Origin of the sequence: Paenibacillus sp. DMB5 (assembly GCF_001517085.1) — a bacterium.
Lineage (GTDB): Bacteria > Bacillota > Bacilli > Paenibacillales > Paenibacillaceae > Paenibacillus_AQ.
In genome coordinates, this window is record NZ_LRAC01000131.1 from 37,423 (window position 1) to 58,083 (window position 20,661).

General features: G+C 53.8%; 22 protein-coding genes. 13 read left to right on the top strand and 9 right to left on the bottom strand.

The features are described from left to right. The first annotated feature begins 419 nt into the window (after nucleotides 1–419). Both gyrA and AWJ19_RS19405 read left to right on the top strand, forming a co-directional pair. Nucleotides 420–2,861: a DNA gyrase subunit A gene (gene gyrA, locus AWJ19_RS19400; RefSeq protein ID WP_068726259.1), complete on the top strand. Its 2,442-nt coding sequence runs from the start codon at nucleotides 420–422 to the stop codon at nucleotides 2,859–2,861. Between the two features lie 212 nt (nucleotides 2,862–3,073). Beyond that, the gene (locus AWJ19_RS19405; protein WP_068726261.1) at nucleotides 3,074–3,505 is read left to right on the top strand and encodes a MarR family transcriptional regulator; all 432 of its coding nucleotides are present in this window, start codon (nucleotides 3,074–3,076) and stop codon (nucleotides 3,503–3,505) included. A 181-nt stretch (nucleotides 3,506–3,686) separates the two neighbouring features. Here the strand turns inward: AWJ19_RS19405 and AWJ19_RS19410 are convergent, their stop codons facing one another. Together AWJ19_RS19410 and AWJ19_RS19415 are read right to left on the bottom strand one after the other, a co-directional pair. Further along, nucleotides 3,687–4,433 carry an RluA family pseudouridine synthase gene (locus tag AWJ19_RS19410; RefSeq protein WP_068726263.1) on the bottom strand — a complete coding sequence of 249 codons (747 nt, stop codon included), beginning with the start codon at nucleotides 4,431–4,433 and terminating at the stop codon, nucleotides 3,687–3,689. A gap of 3 nt (nucleotides 4,434–4,436) precedes the next feature. Beyond that, complete coding sequence (locus AWJ19_RS19415; protein WP_068726265.1) at nucleotides 4,437–5,300, bottom strand: class I SAM-dependent methyltransferase; 864 nt, start codon at nucleotides 5,298–5,300, stop codon at nucleotides 4,437–4,439. A 203-nt stretch (nucleotides 5,301–5,503) separates the two neighbouring features. On the opposite strand from AWJ19_RS19415, the gene AWJ19_RS19420 reads away from it, so the two are divergent. From AWJ19_RS19420 to AWJ19_RS19435, 4 genes are all read left to right on the top strand, one after another. Continuing rightward, nucleotides 5,504–6,400 carry a helix-turn-helix domain-containing protein gene (locus AWJ19_RS19420; RefSeq protein WP_198536603.1) on the top strand — a complete coding sequence of 299 codons (897 nt, stop codon included), beginning with the start codon at nucleotides 5,504–5,506 and terminating at the stop codon, nucleotides 6,398–6,400. Nucleotides 6,401–6,497: 97 nt separating this feature from the next. After that, nucleotides 6,498–6,863 (top strand): VOC family protein, encoded by a 366-nt coding sequence (locus tag AWJ19_RS19425; RefSeq protein WP_068726269.1) that lies wholly within the window; start codon nucleotides 6,498–6,500, stop codon nucleotides 6,861–6,863. A gap of 194 nt (nucleotides 6,864–7,057) precedes the next feature. After that, nucleotides 7,058–7,510: a flavodoxin gene (locus tag AWJ19_RS19430; protein ID WP_068726270.1), complete on the top strand. Its 453-nt coding sequence runs from the start codon at nucleotides 7,058–7,060 to the stop codon at nucleotides 7,508–7,510. A gap of 2 nt (nucleotides 7,511–7,512) precedes the next feature. Next, entirely contained in the window at nucleotides 7,513–8,292 is a 780-nt protein-coding gene (locus AWJ19_RS19435; protein WP_068726272.1) for a hypothetical protein, read from the top strand. A gap of 77 nt (nucleotides 8,293–8,369) precedes the next feature. On the opposite strand, the gene AWJ19_RS19440 is transcribed toward AWJ19_RS19435, so the two are convergent. Both AWJ19_RS19440 and AWJ19_RS19445 read right to left on the bottom strand, forming a co-directional pair. Further along, the gene (locus AWJ19_RS19440) at nucleotides 8,370–9,227 is read right to left on the bottom strand and encodes a GNAT family N-acetyltransferase (RefSeq protein WP_068726334.1); all 858 of its coding nucleotides are present in this window, start codon (nucleotides 9,225–9,227) and stop codon (nucleotides 8,370–8,372) included. 71 nt (nucleotides 9,228–9,298) lie between these two features. Beyond that, nucleotides 9,299–9,592: a GNAT family N-acetyltransferase gene (locus AWJ19_RS19445; protein WP_068726273.1), complete on the bottom strand. Its 294-nt coding sequence runs from the start codon at nucleotides 9,590–9,592 to the stop codon at nucleotides 9,299–9,301. A 315-nt stretch (nucleotides 9,593–9,907) separates the two neighbouring features. On the opposite strand from AWJ19_RS19445, the gene AWJ19_RS19450 reads away from it, so the two are divergent. The 3 genes from AWJ19_RS19450 (at nucleotide 9,908) to AWJ19_RS19460 (ending at nucleotide 12,048) form a co-directional block, all read left to right on the top strand. Further along, complete coding sequence (locus AWJ19_RS19450; RefSeq protein WP_068726275.1) at nucleotides 9,908–10,528, top strand: 50S ribosomal protein L25; 621 nt, start codon at nucleotides 9,908–9,910, stop codon at nucleotides 10,526–10,528. A 182-nt stretch (nucleotides 10,529–10,710) separates the two neighbouring features. Then, complete coding sequence (locus tag AWJ19_RS19455) at nucleotides 10,711–11,064, top strand: cupin domain-containing protein (RefSeq protein ID WP_068726276.1); 354 nt, start codon at nucleotides 10,711–10,713, stop codon at nucleotides 11,062–11,064. Between the two features lie 96 nt (nucleotides 11,065–11,160). Further along, nucleotides 11,161–12,048, top strand: a complete 888-nt coding sequence (locus tag AWJ19_RS19460) for an SMP-30/gluconolactonase/LRE family protein (protein ID WP_068726278.1) — start codon at nucleotides 11,161–11,163, stop codon at nucleotides 12,046–12,048. Nucleotides 12,049–12,579: 531 nt separating this feature from the next. Here the strand turns inward: AWJ19_RS19460 and AWJ19_RS19465 are convergent. Together AWJ19_RS19465 and AWJ19_RS19470 are read right to left on the bottom strand one after the other, a co-directional pair. After that, nucleotides 12,580–13,812 carry an MFS transporter gene (locus tag AWJ19_RS19465; protein WP_068726280.1) on the bottom strand — a complete coding sequence of 411 codons (1,233 nt, stop codon included), beginning with the start codon at nucleotides 13,810–13,812 and terminating at the stop codon, nucleotides 12,580–12,582. Then, nucleotides 13,809–14,318: a YbaK/EbsC family protein gene (locus AWJ19_RS19470; protein ID WP_068726281.1), complete on the bottom strand. Its 510-nt coding sequence runs from the start codon at nucleotides 14,316–14,318 to the stop codon at nucleotides 13,809–13,811. Before AWJ19_RS19470 ends, AWJ19_RS19465 begins: the two co-directional genes overlap by 4 nt. Nucleotides 14,319–14,466: 148 nt before the next feature. Between AWJ19_RS19470 and AWJ19_RS19475 the strand changes: the two genes are divergently transcribed. Continuing rightward, nucleotides 14,467–15,141: a DUF1796 family putative cysteine peptidase gene (locus AWJ19_RS19475; RefSeq protein ID WP_082708004.1), complete on the top strand. Its 675-nt coding sequence runs from the start codon at nucleotides 14,467–14,469 to the stop codon at nucleotides 15,139–15,141. 82 nt (nucleotides 15,142–15,223) lie between these two features. Here the strand turns inward: AWJ19_RS19475 and AWJ19_RS19480 are convergent, their stop codons facing one another. Next, nucleotides 15,224–15,652, bottom strand: a complete 429-nt coding sequence (locus AWJ19_RS19480) for a MarR family transcriptional regulator (protein ID WP_068726283.1) — start codon at nucleotides 15,650–15,652, stop codon at nucleotides 15,224–15,226. Between the two features lie 177 nt (nucleotides 15,653–15,829). Here AWJ19_RS19480 and AWJ19_RS19485 point away from each other — a divergent pair, with 177 nt between their 5' ends. The 3 genes from AWJ19_RS19485 (at nucleotide 15,830) to AWJ19_RS19495 (ending at nucleotide 18,864) form a co-directional block, all read left to right on the top strand. Beyond that, nucleotides 15,830–17,284, top strand: a complete 1,455-nt coding sequence (locus AWJ19_RS19485) for an MFS transporter (RefSeq protein WP_068726284.1) — start codon at nucleotides 15,830–15,832, stop codon at nucleotides 17,282–17,284. 131 nt (nucleotides 17,285–17,415) lie between these two features. Then, nucleotides 17,416–17,859: a carboxymuconolactone decarboxylase family protein gene (locus tag AWJ19_RS19490; RefSeq protein ID WP_068726286.1), complete on the top strand. Its 444-nt coding sequence runs from the start codon at nucleotides 17,416–17,418 to the stop codon at nucleotides 17,857–17,859. Nucleotides 17,860–17,928: 69 nt separating this feature from the next. Continuing rightward, nucleotides 17,929–18,864: a sigma-70 family RNA polymerase sigma factor gene (locus AWJ19_RS19495; RefSeq protein ID WP_068726338.1), complete on the top strand. Its 936-nt coding sequence runs from the start codon at nucleotides 17,929–17,931 to the stop codon at nucleotides 18,862–18,864. Between the two features lie 111 nt (nucleotides 18,865–18,975). On the opposite strand, the gene AWJ19_RS19500 is transcribed toward AWJ19_RS19495, so the two are convergent. Then, a complete protein-coding gene (locus AWJ19_RS19500) occupies nucleotides 18,976–20,334 on the bottom strand; it encodes a PFL family protein (protein ID WP_068726288.1) in 1,359 nt (452 codons plus the stop codon). A gap of 21 nt (nucleotides 20,335–20,355) precedes the next feature. Further along, nucleotides 20,356–20,625, bottom strand: a complete 270-nt coding sequence (locus AWJ19_RS19505) for an ACT domain-containing protein (RefSeq protein WP_068726290.1) — start codon at nucleotides 20,623–20,625, stop codon at nucleotides 20,356–20,358. Nucleotides 20,626–20,661: the final 36 nt, after the last annotated feature.

Genomic DNA, 20,661 nt, shown 5'->3' on the forward strand with positions numbered 1-20,661 from the left:
AAGCCTGCAAGGCGGCAACGTTCGCCTTTATTCTTGAATTTCAACCTTGCTATAAAGATTCAACTTTTATACTTTTATTAGGAGAAGTGGCGGAAGGGAATTTTGGAACTGTAGGAGCGAATGCGACCGCCTGAAGGCTTTTCGCAGAAAAGCTCGCTACGAAAGCATATGCAGTCTGCGGATTTCAACCGCGAACAGCGGATTAAATCAGGAAATCTGCAGACAACAGCCGCCGGAAGTCCAAACATTCACTGGAGTCACGGCAAAGCCCAAATAAGAAATCTATAAGTTAATCTGTATAGCGGACAATAATGTAGATTCGAGAATAACAGCGGTTGCAAGTCCAGACTTTCTGCGGAATGACGATAATCATCAGACTTTTTTTAACGGGATAGATTGAGGAACAGAAGGTGAGCCAAGTGAGCAGTTTATCAGAACAATTTTCGCCGGCTTTTCTGGAAGAGGTCGTCGGTGACCGCTTTGGCCGGTATTCCAAATATATTATTCAGGACCGGGCGATTCCCGATGTACGGGACGGGCTGAAGCCTGTGCAGCGCCGGATTCTGTATGCCATGTACGACTCGGGGAATACCCCGGACAAGCCGTACCGCAAATCCGCAAAAACCGTCGGTGACGTTATGGGTAACTACCATCCCCATGGTGACTCCTCCATCTATGAGGGCATGGTCCGGATGGCCCAGCCATGGAAAATGGGGCATGTCCTGGTAGACGGACACGGTAACTGGGGCTCGATGGATGATGACCCGGCGGCTGCAATGCGTTATACCGAGGCCCGCCTGTCGCCGATTGCGATGGAGATGATGCGCGATATTGAGAAGCGCACGGTCCTGTTCAAGGATAACTTTGATAATACAGCGAAGGAACCGGTAGTGGTGCCGTCGCGTTTTCCGAACCTGCTGGTTAATGGAACAAGCGGGATTTCTGCCGGCTTTGCGACTGAGATTCCGCCGCATAACCTGCGTGAAGTGATCGACGCCTGTATTGCCGTTATGCAGAAGCCGGACATTTCGCTGGAGGACATCATGACCTTTATCAAAGGCCCCGATTTCCCGACCGGTGGTACGATTATGGGCGGCGACGGAATTATGGATGCTTACCGCACCGGCAAAGGGCGGATTTATCTGCGCTCCAAGACCGAGATCGAAAACTTACGCGGCGGCAAGCAGCAGATTGTCATTACCGAGGTGCCGTTCCAGATCGTGAAATCGCGGCTGGTTACTTCAATGGAGAATATCCGGCTGGAGAAGAAGATCGACGGCATCGCGGAAGTCCGCGATGAGAGCGGCCGGGAAGGCCTGCGCATTGTAGTCGAGCTGAAGAAGGATGCCGATGCCCAGGGCGTTCTGGCATACTTGCTCAAAAAGACCGATCTGCAGGTTACGTATAACTTCAACATGGTAGCCATTGTGAACAAAGCGCCGCAGCAGCTTGGCCTCAAAGCGATTCTGGAGGCTTATATCGCCCACCAGCGCGAGGTGGTAACACGCCGCACCCAGTTTGACCTGGAACGGGCAGAGGACCGTGCGCATGTGCTGGAGGGACTGGTCAAGGCGCTTAACATCCTGGACGAGGTCATTGCGGCAATCAAGGCTTCCAAGAACCGCCAGGATGCCCAGAACAACCTGGTCTGGATGTTCGGCTTCAGTGAGCGCCAGGCGGATTCGATTCTTACCCTGCAGCTGTACCGCCTGACAAATCTGGAGATTCATTCATTGCAGAAAGAACTCGATGAAATGATGGCCCGGATCAACACATTGAACGGTATTCTGAACAGCGACAAGAAGCTGATTGCCGTTATCCGCAAGGAACTGCTGGAAATCCGTGATAAATACGGCATTGACCGCCGCTCGCTGATTCAAGGCGAAGTTGAAGAATTAAAGGTCAGCCTTGAAGTGCTGGTTAACGCAGAAGATGTGCTAGTAGCGCTCTCTGCCGACGGCTATATTAAGCGGACCGGCATGCTGTCCTTTACCCGCTCCGGCGGTGAACGTAATGCTTCCGGAGTCAAGGACGGCGATCATATCGTCAGGCTGCTCGACCTCAATACCCGGGACAGCCTGCTTGTCTTCACCCGCAAAGGCCAGTACTTCCTGCTTCCGGTTCACCAGATACCGGAATTTAAGTGGAAGGAGCCGGGAACGGCAATTGTCAACGTCATAAGCCTCGCCAAGGGTGACAGCGTTGTAAGCATGCTGCCGGTGGGCAATCTGGACGATCCGCAGTCCAGCCTTGTATTTGTTACGCGCAAGGGCCAGGTGAAGCGTACGGAGCTCAAGGAGTATTCTACCAGCCGCTCAGGGGCTGTAGCCGCCTGCAAGGTTGCTGAAGGCGATGAGATCATTACAGTAGCGCTCAGCAGCGGGGACAAGGACATTGTGCTGGTGAGCCGTGATGGAATGTGCATCCGTTTCAAGGAAAGCGAAGTGAACCCGATGGGCCGTGTGGCCAGCGGGGTTAGAGGCATTCAGCTGCGCGAGGGTGACGAGGTGGTCTCCTGCTTCTGGGTGAGTGAGGATGAGGGAGAGATCCTTGCTGTTACAGATATCGGTTACGCCAAGCGAAGCCTGCTAGTGGATTACCCTTCCCAGAGCCGCGGCGGCAAGGGGATGCCGACCTTTGAGTTCAAGGAAGGCAAGCGTGTTAAACCGAACGGCAGCCGGATCGCCGGCGCGTTCCACTGCAGGGAGCCGCTGGAGCTGGTGGCCATTACCCGTGACGGGCAGGTACACACCTTCTCATCCGAATCGGCACCGCTTGGCGAACGGCGTTCCATAGGCAAGGCAATGGTTACATTGGAGAAGAAGGATGAGATTATTACGCTTTTCCCGGCTATTAAATAACGGAATAAAGCCGGTAAAGAGGATCTAAATGATAACGCGCATGTACAGCTTTTTTGAAAGCTGAGACATGCGCCGTTTTATTTTTCCAAATGCTGCAGGCAGGTCTTCGGGGCTGTTTCAGAATTATTTTTTTGTTTAGCAGGAAATGGTATTTATTTCTCGAAAATGTAGATATACCGGATTGAGATCCGCAGGGAAAGGAAGGAATAAGTGTGCACTCCTCTGAATTCAGTAAAATCTGGCACAAAATCTTAAAGGACTACAAATTACATATGGACAGCAACCTTGCCCCTACACTGACTGATGCCCAGCTCACCGTATTGGAACTGCTGCAGGAAAGAGATGCGATGAAGCCTTCTGATCTGGCGCCTCATCTGGCGACCAGCCCGGCGGCAGTAACGATGCTGCTTGACCGGATGGAGAAGAACGGACTGATCGTGCGTGAACGCGATGCGGCAGACCGGCGGATTGTCTGGGTGAGCATTACCGAGGTAGGCCGGAAGGAAGCAGCGCGCGGATTAAAAGTGCGAAGTGATTTTTTCGCCGAAGCGCTCGACCCGATTTCATCGCATAACCAGCAGCTTCTGCTGTATCTGATGGGGAAGATGGCGGTAGCCCCGGCGCCTGAAAGTATGACACCTTAAACATTGGTTTAATACAGAGCATCTGCTTTAGGAACCGATGATCGTGCGCGTTAACGAATTAGATGACAAATTTCCACTTATACAGAGCTTAAGCAGTATTCCCATTGTAACGGGTGCCACGTACAGCAAAGTAATTGCGCCGGATTGATAGCGCCAAGCCCTTAAATCAAACAGGCCATCCTCAGCGGATGGCCTGTTTCTGCACCTGCTGCGGCCACAGATCCCAGGGATGGGCCTGCGGGGGCAGCGAGATGAGTTCAATCTCTTCTTTGGTAACCGGGTGCGGGAAGCCGACAACAGCCGACCAGAGGGCGATCTGCTGTCCCGGACGGTTAACGGCAGCACCGTATTTCTGGTCGCCGAACAGCGGGCAGCCGATTCCGCTAAGCTGCACACGGATCTGGTGCGAGCGTCCGGTAAGCAGATCGATCTTCAGCAGGCTGTAGCCTTCTGCGGTGCCCAGCACGGTATAGTCAAGAATAGCTTCCTTGCCGCCGGGCGTGCCTTTGCGGACAATAGAGACGGTGTTGCTCTTCGCGTCCTTAAGCAAAGTGTTGATCAGCCGGCCCTGGGAAGCGGGCGGCTTGCCGTGGACGACGGTCAGGTACACCTTGCGGAAGGCATGGGTACGGACGCTGTCCGACAGCCGCGAGGCTGCCTTGGAGGTCTTGGCGAAGATCATGGCACCGCCAACCGGGCGGTCAAGCCGGTGCACAAGCCCCATGAAGACATTGCCGGGCTTGTTATACCGTTCCTTGATATCCTCCTTGAGCAGGCTCAGGAGATCAGGGTCGCCGGTGGCGTCTTCCTGTACAGGTATATTCACCGGCTTCACAATGCCAAGCAGATGATTGTCCTCGAACAAAATCTCAAAACGAGACTGTCCGCCGGACGGTCCTTCTCCCGCACCGTTATGCTGCATATTCATGGCTTACGCCTCCCAGCGGCCCAGAATTCCGCAAGGCAGGTTCATGCCGGAGGCTGTGATCGGCAGACCGATCTCACCCGAGGTCAGTTTGCCGCCGTAACGCTTGCCCATGGTCATAGAGAGCATATTGCGCAGAACGGTCGGCGAAATGCCGGTGGTGTAGGAATTGATCAGCATGAACAGCGGTCTGTCGCTCATGATCTCCATACAGCTTTCGAGGAACGGGTAGAGGCTGGACTCCAGCTTCCACATTTCGCCCCCGGGTCCGCGGCCGTAGGACGGAGGGTCCATGATGATCGCATCGTATTTGCTGCCGCGGCGCTGTTCACGCTGAACGAATTTGAATACGTCGTCAGTAATGAAGCGGACCGGACGCTCGCCGAGACCGGACAGCTGGATATTTTCTTTTGCCCACTGAACCATGCCCTTGGCTGCATCTACATGAACAACCGATGCACCTGCACTGGCTGCAGCGACAGTAGCTCCGCCGGTATAAGCGAACAGGTTAAGCACAGAAATCGGACGGTTCGCACCGGCGATCTTGTCCATCATCCAGCTCCAGTTCGCTGCCTGCTCAGGGAAAAGGCCGGTATGCTTGAAATTAGTCGGACGCAGGTGGAACTTCAGCTTGCCGTAGCTGATCTTCCAGTCATCCGGAATACTCTTTTTCATTTCCCATTGTCCGCCCCCGGAGGAGCTGCGGTGATAATGTCCGTGCACATCACGCCATTTGGCTGTTTCCTGGGCCAGCGGCCAGATAATCTGCGGGTCCGGACGGCGCAGGATAATGTCGCCCCAGCGCTCCAGCTTTTCGCCGCCTCCGGTATCAATAACTTCGTAGTCTTTCCAATCGCCTGCAATATACATCATTAATCCATCCTTCAAAAATTCATTTAGATTTTATTGTACAACATTTAACAGGGCGGCTACAAACAAAAAGGTTACGAAGCAGCGGCTATTCTCAGCTTACCCATCCTGTCTGCTTGCCATAATGCCCTAAACCAATAATAGTCAGGCTTTATATGCAGTTATTGATTGTGTATGATCATAAGAAACGGGAAGCGGAAACAGTGGACTATTACCGTGAGAACGGAGGAAATGTGGTGTACAATCTGGGAGAGCTGTATTATCCGATCACCGCCAGACCGGGCGGGGCTGGGGAGTTCAGCCCGAGCAAGGCGCTGAGGCCATATATCCGCTGCTATTGGGGCACTGTACCAGCACCGGAAGCTGATCTTGCCGGATGCTCAGTGCTGACGGACAAGCCGGACAGCCGGAAGGCGGCACGGGAAATAATCATCCCAGATACCTGTATGGACATTATCTGGGAATGGGATACGGCCACAGGTGCTGCCGGCGGCGTATTTTGCGGAATCAATGATACTCCGTTTGAAGTGGACGGAGACGGACAGACTGCGGGCAGGCAACGTTTTGCCATCCGGTTTCATTTCTGGTCTGTGCATCTGTTTGCGGATGAGCATCTCCGGGATGTAAAAAATTTTTACGGCGAGGTTGACTGGTATTTCAGCTCCTTCCGCAAAGAGCTTGGGGAAAGACTGGCAGCAGCCCGGACACTGACAGAGCGGATCGCCTGGGCTGAAGAGTACCTGCTGCGCCGTCTGGATAATGCGGGCAATATCAACAACGGGCTAATGAACGCGGTACATGCCCTTTTACAGGCAAAAGGAGTGAAGACGGTATCCGGACTCTCTGCCGAATCGGTCCTCAGCAGCCGGCAGCTTGAGCGGCTTTTCCGCGATTATATCGGTATATCACCGAAACAGACAGCCGATCTGGTCAGATTTCAGAATGTGTGGCGGAATCTGTACTGTCCGACGCCGCAGTTCCGCAATATTCAGGATCTGGTCCATAGCTTCGGTTACAGCGATCAGTCCCATTTTAACAACAGCTTTAAGCGGTTTGCCGGCCAGACTCCGCGGGAAGCACTGGTGTATGCTGGTAAATGAATGTCGCATTTTTACAATACGGGGACTGGACGGAGGGTTAGAATGGATACAATAGCCGGACAAGGCTGACAAAACATATGAAGAGAGGGAGCTTTCCATGATCTCAGCTTTTGAAGGTATTAATCTGTATACGAAGGACACCGCTGCTCTCGCAGCTTTCTATTCAGAGATTCTCGGAATTCCCGTTCCCTTCGAAGGATTCGGCAACAGCGACGGGGCGAAGATCGGCTTTGAGGGCGGACTGCCGGGAATTATAATCTGGGACGAGCATAAGTGGGGCAAGCATACGACAGGCGTTGTCAATCTGGTGTTCTCCTGCAGCAGCCTGGATGAGACCTACGCAGAGCTTAAAGCCCGCGGTCTTGATTGCGAGCCGCCTGTTACGATGGAATACGGGGGCAGGGAGATGAATTTCCGGGACCCGGACGGCAACGGAATTACTCTGCTTGAAGGCGCATATTAAGCATATGATGATTCTCCGAATATAGGATCTAAAAGAGGTAACCGGACAATGGCCAGACTGCAGGGCTGCTGTCCGGTTTTTTATATGTTGACAATGAGAATCATTATCAAATAGAATAAGGGTAATTAATCCTGGCTTCGGGGCACGTTCACGGGCCGTTATATACTTCATGCATAACTGGGGAGGACAGAATCATGGCTAAGGTGCTTGTGGCATATGCCAGCTTGACCGGTAACACGGAAGAGATCGCAGAACTGATCGCAGAGGGGATACGCCAGGCAGGCGGAGAGGCCGTTTTGAAATCGGTAACCGACTGTAATGCGGATGAGATAAATAACTATGAGGCTGTAGTGCTGGGAGCTTATACCTGGGGTGACGGCGAGCTGCCTGACGAGTTCCTTGATTTCTATGAGGAGATGGATGAGCTTGATCTGGCCGGCTTCAAGGCAGCCGCATTTGGCAGCGGAGATACCGGTTATTCCATTTATTGCGGTGCTGTTGACCTAATTGAAGAAAAACTGAAGGAGCGCGGGGCAAAAATCGTTCAGGAGAGCCTGAAGATTGAATACGGCCCGAATGCGGCGGAAAAGGACAGCTGCCGGAACTTCGGACGCCAGTTTCTTGAGACCTGCGCGGCGGTTTCTTAACCATGGGCGGCGCGGCAGGAACTATAGAGACGATAAAAGCGGATACGCCGGCGGTACGGTACGCCAGGCTGAATGATTTCCGCATGGAGCATATCATGCTGGGAGGTGCTGAATCGCTTGCCGGCGGAGCTGCTTCGACCGGGCTTCCCCGCTGGAGGCAGCAGGTACAATACGCAATCGGCCACACGCTGAACGATTTCTACAGCCTGCAGCCTGCGGTGCGCCGGGAGACGCCGATTCAGTTCCTGCTGGAGCGGCGCTGGCCGCCAAAGAGCAGCGCTTTTCCGTCGCTGATGCATTATTGGGATGTAAAAACGGCGGTAGGCGATGAGCTGATGCGTCTTGCACCGGTCAATCATACACAGGAGATTCCTGTCATGCTATATGAGCAGTGGCACACGCCCGTTCCGGAGCTTGCGGTCGAGCTGGCAATGATCTTTCAGCTTGCCTGGAATTCGCAGCGCAGCGGCCGCTGTCTGAACATTCAGAAATTTATGGTGTCAGGCAATGAGGATGTAATTACGGGTTTCCTGCACATGGCCAATGTGTTCTGTCATAAGGCTTACGGGCAGCCGGCGGATACGATTGAAATCTACTCGCTGCTGGACAGCCGGAGGCATATTTTTGACGGGGCAGGCGTGCCGCTTGCGGAATCACTGGATTATGTACGGCTCCTGTCCGTATTTCTGGAGCAGGAGAGAACAGCGGACCGGAATGTCAATGTGGAGGAAGGCAGAAATGAGAAGAACGAGGTAGCCCTGGGCGGGTTCGGACTGATGTAATCTATACAGGCAGAGACTGATCTGAAAAGAAAGCCCCATTCTCGCAAATCTGCCGGAGGAATGGGGCTTTGACCTGTTTAGATGGAGCCGGTGTACCGGTAATAATCCTGCCTGTTCAGAACGACAAAGCCGCAGCTTTCGTACAGCTTCAGCGCATTCGGATTGTCCAGGGCCACTTCGAGGTTCACCCCGTTATAATTGCGGCTCTCCCGTTCTATCGTCTGCTGCAGAGCACTCCGTCCGATCCCGAGGCCGCGCAGCTTCTGATCAACGGTGAAGCCGTAAATCCAGGTCTCGTTGTCCTCTGTCCAGAGCCGCATTTTGCCGGCCGGGCGGCCGTTCAGCTCGATGATGATATGCTCCTGAAGCGCTTCATGCCGCTGCTCCTCGAACATTTCCGCGGCATCTTCCTCAGTAATATCAAATCCTGCGCTGTCCAGCTGGATGAGAACAGAGGATTCATCCTCACGGGCCGGGCGCAGTGTAACCGTTCCGGCAGCAGAGCTGGTTTCCCCGGTCCCCTGCAGGGCTGCCGTAGAGTCCCATTTCATCTGGTATTCGGCATGATTGAACTCCAGAGGCAGAGTCTTCAGGAAGCCGGCGGCAGATGCCGAGGCCGCCGGGGCATTCAGCAGCAAGGTAGAAATATTGCGCTTACGGATGTTATCCTGCGCAAGCTGCCATAGAGAGGTGAAGACGCCCCTGCGCCGGAAACCCGGCCGGACCATACCACACACCTCCATTTCGCCGCCGAAGCCGTACAGGCCGATGAAGCCGACCAGCTGCCCCTCCTCGTAGGTTACGAGGTATTCTGTTCCTCCAGTGCCGGGAGTATGGCGAAGCATATCCCAGTTCAGCTTCAGGGAGATTCCCTCATATTGCTCGCAGCGCTGCTGGAGCTCTTCAATATCCTTTAATGTGTCTGCAGAATTCAAATCCGTTTCCTCCTCAAGTTGAGCTTCAATACGCTTGCTGCTGTGCGTGCTCCCCAAGGAAACGGCCCGCTTTATGATGCGCTTCCGTCCCCGCTGAGCACGTCCGAATATTCCTTGTGCCGTTCGAACTGCTTGGCGGCATAAGGGCATTCCGGAATGATTTTTACACCCGCTTCACGGGCTTTTTCGACTACTTCCCGGACCAGCTTCTCGGCAGTACCTTGCCCGCGCAGCTCTTCCGAGACAAAGGTATGATCAACAATCCAGTTACCTGTAGCCTCTTCGAGTCTGTATGTAATCTCGGCAAGATCCTTACCTTCACCGGCAATATACAAACGGCCTTCACCTTGTTCAATTTGTCCCATATTCTTCACTCCTGCCTTGTAAGATGGCTTTATTTTACTATTTCAAATGACAAAAAGCGAGGTCTGGCAGCAAAAGGATGTTTACCCGGCCGCCAAACGGGGTTAATAAGAGACTAATCAGGCCTGCAGCTCTGGAGGCCTTGTTTCTACCCGCAAGCTTGATAACCAGAAGCACTATGCGACGCAGCTAAGCCGGCAGCATGGACATTCATGCTTTCCGGCGGCCCACTAAACTTGGCGTTTGCTTTCGAAGCGAGTTTCGTCCGAAGAAACTCACGGAAGCTGATGCTAAACAAACTACTAGGAGGAAATATCATGAATACTACAATTCGTCTGACTGAAAGATCCGGCTCGGCTTCCGCAACGCGGAACAAAGGCTTTGTACCGGTTGTCGTCTACGGTGCAGGTTCAGATACACAATCCTTTTCGGCAGATGCCAAGGCCATTACTGAAATTGTCGGCAAAAACCCCCGGGCGATCCTCAAGGTCGAGCTCCCGGATTCCGGCACCAAAAATGCTGTAATTGCAGAAATTCAGCGCCAGCCGCTCTCCCGCAAGCTGCTGCATGTTGATCTGCATCAGATTGATATGAAATCGGAGCTGGATACCAAGGTAGCCTTCCAGTTCACAGGCGATCCTGCCGGTGTAAAAGCTGGCGGCATCCAGCAGATCGAGCTGTACGAGCTGGACATCAGAACATTGCCGGATAAGCTGACTCCGACCTTTGAAGTGGACATCAGCAATCTTGAAATCGGTGACCAGCTGCTGGTATCTGACCTGCCGAAGCATGAAGGCTGGGAAGTACTGACACCGGAAGACACGCTGATTGTGCGGATTTCTCCGCCGATTGTGCATGAAGATCCGGCAGAAGGCGAAACTGCGGAGGAGCCGGCAGCTGTGGAGACTGCTGCAGACGAGGGCACAACAGAGGAGTAATACCCGGCTAAACGGCAGGGTGACTATAGAGAGGAATTTTATTAAAGGAGCAGACAGTTTCTTTTGGGAGCTGTCGGCTCCTTTTTAGCTTGCTATGAGTGAAATATAAAGCTAAGGTTACTGTGGGAAAATGTGATACAGTAGTTTTCGTTCTATTTTGACAAGTTATAAGGAGGCATGTAATGGAGCTGTACAGATTTGATAAAGAGTGCGGCAAAAAAATCTCACATTTCAATTCTGATTTTATTATGTCACGGATTATCCGGCTCAATGGGACTGCTCATATCGGGTGCATGTACCTGGAGGCTGACGGTGTTGTTGGATATCATCAGGCGGTAACCCCTCAAGTTCTCCTTATAATTGCGGGTGAAGGCAAGGTACGAGGTGAGAATAACGAATACATAAAGGTGCAGGCAGGAGATGCTGTATTCTGGCAGAAGGGGGAGTGGCACGAAACCATTACATCCCATGGCCTAACTGCAATGGTAATTGAAAGTGAAGATATATCGCCGTCCTTATTTATGGCTACTAAGTAACAGGCTGGCGTAAATTGGATTCCCTGGGTGAACACAAGTAAAATAAACGGGTGTGTACTATGAATTTCATTATGCGCGTATGGGAGGATAAATCAGATGGCTGATCAGGCTGAACTGGTATTAGACGCACGGGCGGTGCTGGGCGAAGGTCCGCACTGGAATGAGGAAGACAACAAACTGTATTGGGTGGATATAGAGGGCAGGCAGCTGCGCAGCTATGACCCGGTGAGCGGTAAGGAGCAGGCGGTTACATTTGCCCAGAGAATCGGCGCCGCTGTTCCTGATGCCGCAGGCGGCTGGATTCTGGCGCTTCAGCTAGGGATCTACCGGTATGACGGCAGCAACCCGGACCAGCTTGAGCTGCTGGCCGAAGTCGAGCCGGAGCTGCCGGGTAACCGGCTGAATGATGCCAAATGCGACAGCGCCGGCAGACTGTGGTTCGGTTCGATGAGCATGGGTTCGGAACGGTCGGCTGGGAGCCTGTATGTGATGGAGCGGGACGGGAAGGTGCGGCAGGTACTGAGCAGAATCAGCATCTCTAACGGTCTGGCCTGGGATGACCGGCTTGGCCGCATGTACTATATTGACTCCGTAACCAGAGCGGTGGATGCGCTGGATTATGATCCGGAGTCCGGAAAGGCGGATAACCGCCGGGCGATTATTCATCTGCCGGAGGGTAACGACGTTCCGGACGGGATGACGATTGACCGTGAAGGTATGCTCTGGGTCGCACAGTGGGGCGGCAGCTGCGTGTCGCGCTGGAATCCGCATACCGGTGAGCAGATCGGCAGGATTGAAGTGCCCGCGCTGAATGTAACCTCATGCACCTTCGGCGGTGAAGCGCTGGATGAGCTGTACATCACAACCGCACGCAACGGGATGAGCGAAGAAGAGCTGGAGCGCTGGCCGCTAACAGGCGGGCTGTTCCGGTTCAAGCCGGGAGTGCAGGGGAGTGCGGCTAATATTTTCCGGAGCCTAAGATGATACTCCGTTTAACGGGCGGGAATTGGAACAAATGTATATGGGAGGCAAACTTCACAGCACAAAGCCCGCGACCTAACGGACACCAGCGTCCTTATTTTGCGGTAAACCTGCTGATTCTGTTTCTAACGGACCCAGATGACGTTATTCGCGTCTGTTGAGGCCGGATACGGGCATTCCTCTCATAATAGCGGCGCTGGAGTCCGTTAGGCTTGAGAACTGCCAGTTTTAGTTACATCAAGGCCTGCTGTGTCCGTTAGAGTACCTATAATGACAAATTTAGTTGAGCAGGGGAGAAAGGGACTGCGGGAGCAGGACAGATGGCATTTTACCAACTCCTCAATCTGCGCCAAGCTGCCCTTCCGTAACTGCCCCGCCGTAGCTGCCCCTCCGTAACTGCCCCTCCGTAACTGCCCTCCATACCTGCAATTCCAGAGCTGCCTCTCTTCAGAGCAGCTCCAATCAGAAAAGGCCGGAATCCCCTGAATAGGAGATCCCGGCCTTTTTTCTAGTTTTGCTAAGCACCTCGCAACACTATGCGGCAGGCGCATCACTCCCGGCTGCTGCGGAGGCTCTGCCTCTGGTCGAGACATAGCTGAACCAGGCTCCGGCCAGAGCCATCACGGCCAGGACTGCGGACAGCCAGGGGATTGACGTTAAGCCGAAGGAGTTGATCGCAGCTCCGCCTAGATAGGCCCCCGCCGCATTACCCAGATTGAGCGCAGAGTGGCTTGAGGTTGTGGCTAATAGCGGTGCTTTGTGTGCCAGATTCATAATCCGCAGCTGGATGCCCGGCATAATACCGAACGCGGCAATGCCCCAGAGGAAGATGTTAACGACTGCCAGCACAGGATGCTGCATCGTTACAGTCAGCAGGGAGATAACCACCGCCAGCACAGCAAAGTTGACCATCAGTGAAGGCATCAGCTTCCAGTCCGCCAGCTTGCCCCCTACAATGTTGCCCAGCGTGACGCCCACCCCGAACAATACCAGAATCCAGGTCACACTCTGCTCGGCAAAGCCCGCAATACCCTGCAGCATTGGCGTAATGTACGTGAACAGCGAGAACAGGCTTCCGCACCCGAGGGCTCCGGTGAGCAGGATCAGCAGCACCTGCGGATTGAAGAGGCCCCGCACCTGTTCACGCAGGTTCGCAGTTTCCTGCTGGACAATAACCGGAATGAACCGGATGATGCCGAATAATGAAATGATTCCAAGCACAGTAATGGCCCCGAAGGAAGCCCGCCAGCCGAGCTGCTGGCCGATAAAGGTTCCGAACGGTACACCGATAATGTTCGCAACCGTCAGTCCGGCGAGCACAACCGATACGGCTCCAGCACGCTTGTCCGGCTGCACCAGTCTGGCGGCAATAATGGTTCCGACACCCAGAAATGTGCCGTGTGCAAAAGCAGTAAATACACGTGCAGTAATCAGGAGCGTATAGGTAGGCGCAATCACGGACACCGCATTGCCTGCGATGAAGATGCACATCAGGATAACCAGCAGCTTTTTCTGCGGCAGCTTGTGTGTGAACACGGTGAGGATAGGCGCACCGATGGCAACTCCAAGCGCATAGCTGGTGATCAGCTGGCCGGCTTGCGGTATGCTCACCCCGAGATCACTGGCGACATTGGGGAGCAGCCCCATTATGATGAACTCGGTCATGCCAATTGCAAAAGCGCCAAGGGTTAGGCAGAGGAGGGACAGCGGAAAACGGTTCTTCGCCTGCTTGGAACCGTTACGGTCTTTGACTTTGTTAATATTCATGAGGCTTGCCCATCCCCGGCTCCGGCAGCGTTATCGGACCAGTCTTTGCATACATCAACCCATTCTTTTGCGCCTGAATACTGGGCAAGCTCCCCGCAGGTCAGCTCAATGGCTGAATTTGTGCTGCCGCAGGCAGGGAATATAGTGGTGAACCGCTTCATGGACACATCCAGGTAAACTTCCAGCTCCCGGGCCAGACCAAACGGGCAGACACCGCCGATTTCATGACCGGTTTGCTCCAGAACCTCCTCGGGAGTGAGCATCCGCGGTTTAAAGGCAAAGGTCTCCCTGAACTTTTTGTTATCTACCCTGGCGTCTCCGGCGGCTACAATTAAAATGGCGTTTTCGCCGGAACCGCGGAAGGATAAGGTTTTGGCGATCCGGGCCGGAATGACACCGATGGTGGCGGCAGCCATATCCACGGTAGCGCTGGAAGTGGTGAATTCCAGTACATCCTGCTCCCGTTCAAAGGCGCGGAAATGTTCTTTTACTCTGGCAATAGACATAGCTGACACTCCTTTTTATGAATATTCATGAATTACAACGATATTTCATACATTTTCACGCTGCATTTCATTTTAACGGTTTTCAGCGGTTTGGGCAAAAGAAACCTGATGGATCATCCAATCCGTCCATCCTGCAGTAGCATTTAATATGGATAAAACAGCTAACGGGGTGGGACAGATGGATATTAGTGAAATCAAAGGGGCGTATGACTGTATTGTCAGTCTGGGAAGCTCCTGTGAACCGGCGGCTCATTTGCGCAGAAAGGGGCTCAGAACGTTTTCTTCACCGCTTGATTGGGTAGTTTCATTATCGCTTACGGATGTGAATAGGCTGCTCAGCAGCCGGTTTGCGGGTTATATGGAGCTAGAGAATATGTCGCTGGTCGAGGGAAATGATGTATTTGTGGAGAATGAAGTGGTCATGCCGGTCAAATCCTATTTTATTAAGGATTTTTATTACAATGTAATATCGGTTCATGATTTCCCGGTACTTGACGGGCAGGAGTGGAGTGCGGCCTATCCCGGTTTCAAAAGCAAAATCGAGATGCGAAGCCAGCGTCTGCTGGACCAGCTGGCCGTCAGCCGCAGAACCTTATTCATCCGCTGGGGCAGCACCTATGAGGAAGCAGGCGCGCTTCAGCAGGTACTTGGACCTTTGACGGGCGGAGCTTTTGTGATCCTGATTGTGAACGGGGTCGACGGGCTGGAAAGCGTGGTCAATAACGGGTGGGGCTACCCTGGCATCTGCTCGCTCAGCATCCCGAACCGGGCTGGAGATAACGAGACCTGGGATTATTTACTGGACGGCATCAGCCTGATGTGAGCAGGAGCTGAATTTAGAGGCAAAAATGCCCCTGATTCCGTCCCACATGGCCGGCCGGCTGGTCAAATAGAGGCATAATCCGCTACAGCAGCTTTTCGGTGCTCCGGATGACCTTTTGGAGCAGAGCAACAAGTGTATCAGCCTCTTCGCCGGTCAGCTCGGCGGTCATTCTGGCATTATGCTCGTCCAATATCGACTGGAATTCAGGGGCAAACGCCAGTGCCTTGGCGGTCGGGTACAGGTGGGACGAACGCCGGTCCTTCGGATCGGGCTGCCGTTCAATGTATCCCAGCTGCTCCAGGTGCTTGACCGAACGGGCTGTAGTCGCCTTATCGAATTTCATTTCATTTGTCATCTGGTCCTGGGTAATGCCGGGATTGCCGAGAATCAGCTTGAGGAAGCTGTGCTGTCCGCCGCTGCCAAGCCCGTAAGGCTGCAATTCTCTGCTTAATATTTTGGTATTCTGGCGCTGAAGATAGGCGATCAGCTTGCCGACCGGTTCTTTTTTCACTACGGACACCTCTTTGAATTAATGCGGCAGAACATTCCTGACAGAATCCCCGCCCTTGCCAAAAGTTTACCGCAAACTTGTTGCGTGCGCAACTAAATTGCTGTACACTGGGTAATGCGGATCAGATTGTTGCGGACGCAACTAAATCTGAAAATTAAGGCAAGAGGGTGTTCGTTCATGAGTTCAATTCCTGCAACCTATCAGGAGGATGAGGTGATTCAGAAGAAACGCTGGGTCATTCTGATCGTTCTTAATCTGTTTACATTTATGTCCACACTGGACGGGAGCATTGTCAATATTGCACTGCCAGTGCTGGTTAAGCAGCTCAATCTGCCTGTAGCCCAGGTCGAATGGGTCACAACCGGTTATTTAATGGCTATCTGCGCCGTCATTCTGTTCTTTGGCAAGCTGGGCGATATGGCCGGCAAGATCAGGATTTTCAGAATCGGAACGGTCGTGTTTATCGTCGGCTCCTTACTCTGCGGCTTGAGTACCAATCTCCCGTTCCTGATTGTCTCCCGGGTCATCCAGGCGGTTGGCGCTTCAATGACGATGGCGAACAGCCAGGGGATTGTTACCGATATTTTTCCGGCTAATGAACGCGGCAAAGCGCTGGGCCTGATCGGTACCTTTGTGTCGCTGGGCAGCATCGCCGGACCGAGTCTGGGCGGCATTATTGTGTCTACGCTGGGCTGGGAATATATTTTCTGGGTCAACGTGCCGATTGGCCTGATTGCGATTGTGCTGGGAACCAAGGTGCTGCCGAAGGATCTGATCCGGGTAAAATCCAAAATCGATCTCCCGGGCAGCCTGCTGTTCTCCTTTTTTATCATCACGCTGTTCGCCGGCCTGCTGCTGGGTCAGCAGCTCGGGTACAGCGACGGCCGCATTATTGCGGCTCTTGCCGCCGCTGCCGTTTCCTTTGCTGTTTTTCTGATGGTCGAGCTGCGCAGCTCGGCTCCTCTGCTGCAGCTGTCGCTTTTCAAGAACACTTTGTTTTCACTAAGTATCCTGTGTGCCTTTCTGGTCTTTGTCGCTAATTTCTGCTTCAATATCATCTCGCCGTTCTATGCGCAGAATATGCTGGGCCTGTCGCCGTTCTATGCCGGGTTCCTGCTGATGCTCTTCCCGATTTCGATGGTGATCATTGCGCCGCTCAGCGGGGCGCTCTCCGACAGGATCGGCTCCGAATTCCTGACCTTTGCCGGCCTGATTGTAATGGTGATCGCCCAGTTTGGACTGGCCCGGCTGCATGAAGGAAGCTCCGTGATCCTGGTCGGCCTGTGGATTGCCATGCTCGGGGTCGGCAGCGGGCTGTTCCAGTCGCCGAACAACTCGCTGATCATGAGCAAGGTGCCGCGTACCCAGCTCGGCTCGGCGGGCAGTGTCAATTCGCTGGTCCGCAACGTCGGGATGGTGGTCGGGATTACAATTGCCACCTCGATCCTGTTCAACGTGATGAGCAGCAAGGCCGGATACCGGGTAACCGGGCTGGTTGCCGGCCGGCCGGATATTTTCCTCTCGGGAATGCATGTTGTGTTCATGACCTCCTCGGCAATTTGTCTTGTATCGGCGCTGCTGACAGGCTGGCGGATGGTCACGATCCGCAAGAGTAAGCAGGCCCGGGCTTGAGGCAGAAGCTTTTTACAGCAAGAATCTGCTGCAGCACAATGGTGCAGTAAATCTTTTTTAGCCGGAATTGTCACACATCTGCTGTCTGCTTTGTCTCCATTATTGAACATCACTTTTGGAGGCGATCGAAAATGAGCTTGAAATTCAATTACAGACAGGTTAACGCACCCGCATTCCGGGCCATGATGACTATGGAGCAGCATACGGGCGGACGCGGACTGGACAAGGTGCTCACCGAGCTGGTCAAAATTAGAGTGTCACAGATTAACGGCTGTGCCTTCTGCCTGGATATGCATGCCAAGGATCTGCTGAAGCTGGGAGATTATCAGGATAGGCTGGTTCTGGTCAGCGTGTGGCGCGAGGCGCCCATTTTTACGGAGAAGGAAAGAGCAGTGCTGGAGCTTGCCGAGGCCGTTACCCATATCAGCCACGGCGGAGTTCCGCAGGCAGTTTATGACAGGGTGCGCGAATTCGTCAGCGAAGAGGAGTACGTCGACTGGATCATGAGCATCAACATGATTAACAGCTGGAACCGGATTGCTATTTCAACAGGCATGTATCCGGGCTTGTTCTAAATAGAAGGAGCGGAGGGACAGCACGTGTTAAATGCACGCGACAGCAGGACGGGAGGGCCAGAGCAGGGAATTTCGACACAAACGGAGGAACGGAAGGATTTGGAGAATCCGGCTGATTTCGGGGAGCTGTATGTTAACTATAATAAATATGCCTTCTCGATCGCCTACCGTATGCTGGGGACAGTGGCGGATGCGGAGGACGTGGTCCAGGACTGCTTCGCAGACCTCCAGCATCGTGAACGGAGCGGTATTGATAACATCAAGGCGTATATCGCCAAAAGCATCACCAACCGCTGCCTGAACCTGCTGAATTCCGCTCATGCCCGCAGGGAGACTTACATCGGAGAATGGCTGCCTGAGCCGGTAAGCGAGCTCTACGACGGGCCGGAGGAGGCGGCTGAGCGGAAGGATACGCTCTCCTTTGCTTTCCTTGTTCTGCTGGAGAAGCTGTCGCCGGTTGAAAGAGCCGTATTTGTTCTCCGCGAAGCGTATCAATACGATTATGAGGCGATTGCCACGATGACCGGCAAAACCGGGAGCAACTGCCGGCAGATCTTCAGCCGTGTGAAGCGTACGCTGCAGGCGTCACCGGCGGCAGAGGCGCTCACGCCTGCACCGGAGCAGGCCCGCAGGGGGCTGCTTCAACGGTTCACGTCCGCCTTCACCGCGCATGATGTGAGCGGGATGCTGGCGCTGCTGACCGAGCAGCCTGTCCTTGTGGCTGACGGCGGCGGGCGGGAGGTTCATACCATCCTCCGGCCGATGATTGGGCGCAAGGGCGTGCTCGCGCTGCTTACCTCGCGCAGAGTGCTTAACCGGATGAGAAGCTGGGAGGCTGCGATCGAAAGCATTAACGGTGAGCCCAACCTTGTCTATAGACAAGAGGGAGAGGTCAAAGCTGTGCTCTGCCTGGCCCTGAACCGCAGCGGTGAACAGATTCAGAGCCTGTATCTGATTATGGGACCGGAGAAGCTGGGCCATATTCTGCCCTCGCCCCTCGGGTGACCCGAACGCTGTTCCCTTTGACAGGATTGCAGGCAGCCTGCAACCCGCTTAACGCACGCATCATAAAAGCGCCGCTCCCAATACTTGGGGCGGCGCTTTTTGGCCTGAGCTTTAGTTCTTGAAGCTGTGAATCGGTGCAGGAATCCGGCCGCCGCGGTTAACGAACTCGGCACAGTTGAACGGATTGACGGCCATAACCGGAGCGTAGCCGAGCAGGCCGCCGAATTCGACCATTTCGCCGACTTCCTTGCCGATTACCGGAATCACGCGGACAGCGGTCGTCTTATTGTTGACCATGCCGATTGCCGCTTCATCAGCGATAATGCCGGAGATGGTTTCCTTGCTGGTGCTGCCCGGAATGGCAATCATATCAAGACCGACCGAGCAGACGCAGGTCATCGCTTCCAGCTTCTCCAGCGTCAGCGCCCCGCGCTGTACGGCCTGGATCATCCCGTGGTCCTCGCTGACCGGGATGAAGGCGCCGCTTAACCCGCCGACATAGGAGGAGGCCATTACGCCGCCTTTTTTGACATTGTCGTTGAGAATGGCAAGCGCCGCTGTAGTGCCCGGAGCCCCGGCTTCCTCCAGGCCCATGACCTGGAAGATCTCGGCGATGGAATCCCCGATCAGCGGGGTAGGCGCCAGCGACAGGTCGATGATGCCAAATGGTACGCCGAGGCGCTTGGAAGCCTCCTGGGCCACAAGCTGGCCGACCCGGGTTACCTTGAAGGCCGTCCGCTTGATCGTCTCGCAGAGCGTTTCAAAATCCTGGCCCTTTACTTCCTCCAGCGCACGCTTGATTACACCGGGTCCGCTGACACCTACGTTAATGACACATTCGCGCTCCCCGACCCCGTGGAAGGCACCGGCCATGAACGGGTTATCCTCGACCGCGTTGCAGAACACAACCAGCTTAGCACAGCCGATCGAGTCGCGGTCCTTGGTACGCTCTGCAGTCTGCAGAATGATGTCGCCCATCAGCTTGACGGCATCCATGTTGATCCCGCTCCGTGACGAGCCCACGTTGACCGAGGAGCAGACCCGTTCGGTTACAGCCAGCGCTTCGGGAATGCTGTCAATCAGAATACGGTCGCCTTTGGTGCAGCCCTTCTGCACGAGTGCGGAGAATCCGCCGATAAAGTTAACACCGACCTCTTTGGCGGCCTTGTCCAGAATTTCTGCAACCGGCACATAGGAATCTGTATGTACAGCGCCTGCTGCAATGGAGATCGGAGTTACGGAAATGCGTTTATTGACGATCGGCACGCCGAACTGCCGCTCCAGATCCTCACCGGTCTTGACCAGCTTCTCGGCGGAGCGGGTGATTTTATCATATACATTCTGGTTGAACACGCGCATATCGGTATGCGAGCAGTCCATCAGGCTGATTCCCATCGTAATGGTGCGGACATCCAGATTCATTTCCCGGATCATCTGATTCGTTTCCTGTACTTCAACACGTGATATCATTGTCTTCGTCTCCTTTGGCTGCTAGATGCGGTGCATAATGTTGAAGATATCTTCATGCTGGAGCTTGATCTCAACACCGATATCCTCACCAACCTGCTGCAGGTCCAGGACGATCTCCTCAAAAGACTTGCTCGGCGCGGAAATGTCGACAATCATCATCATGTTAAAATAGTCCTGAACAATCGTCTGTGAGATGTCCAGAATGTTCAGATTGTGTTCAGCAAGGTATGTACAGACTCTGGCGATAATTCCTACTTTGTCTTTTCCCAGTACAGTAATAATTCCCTTCAATGAAAAAGCCTCCTATTTTATACTAGTCTATTCATC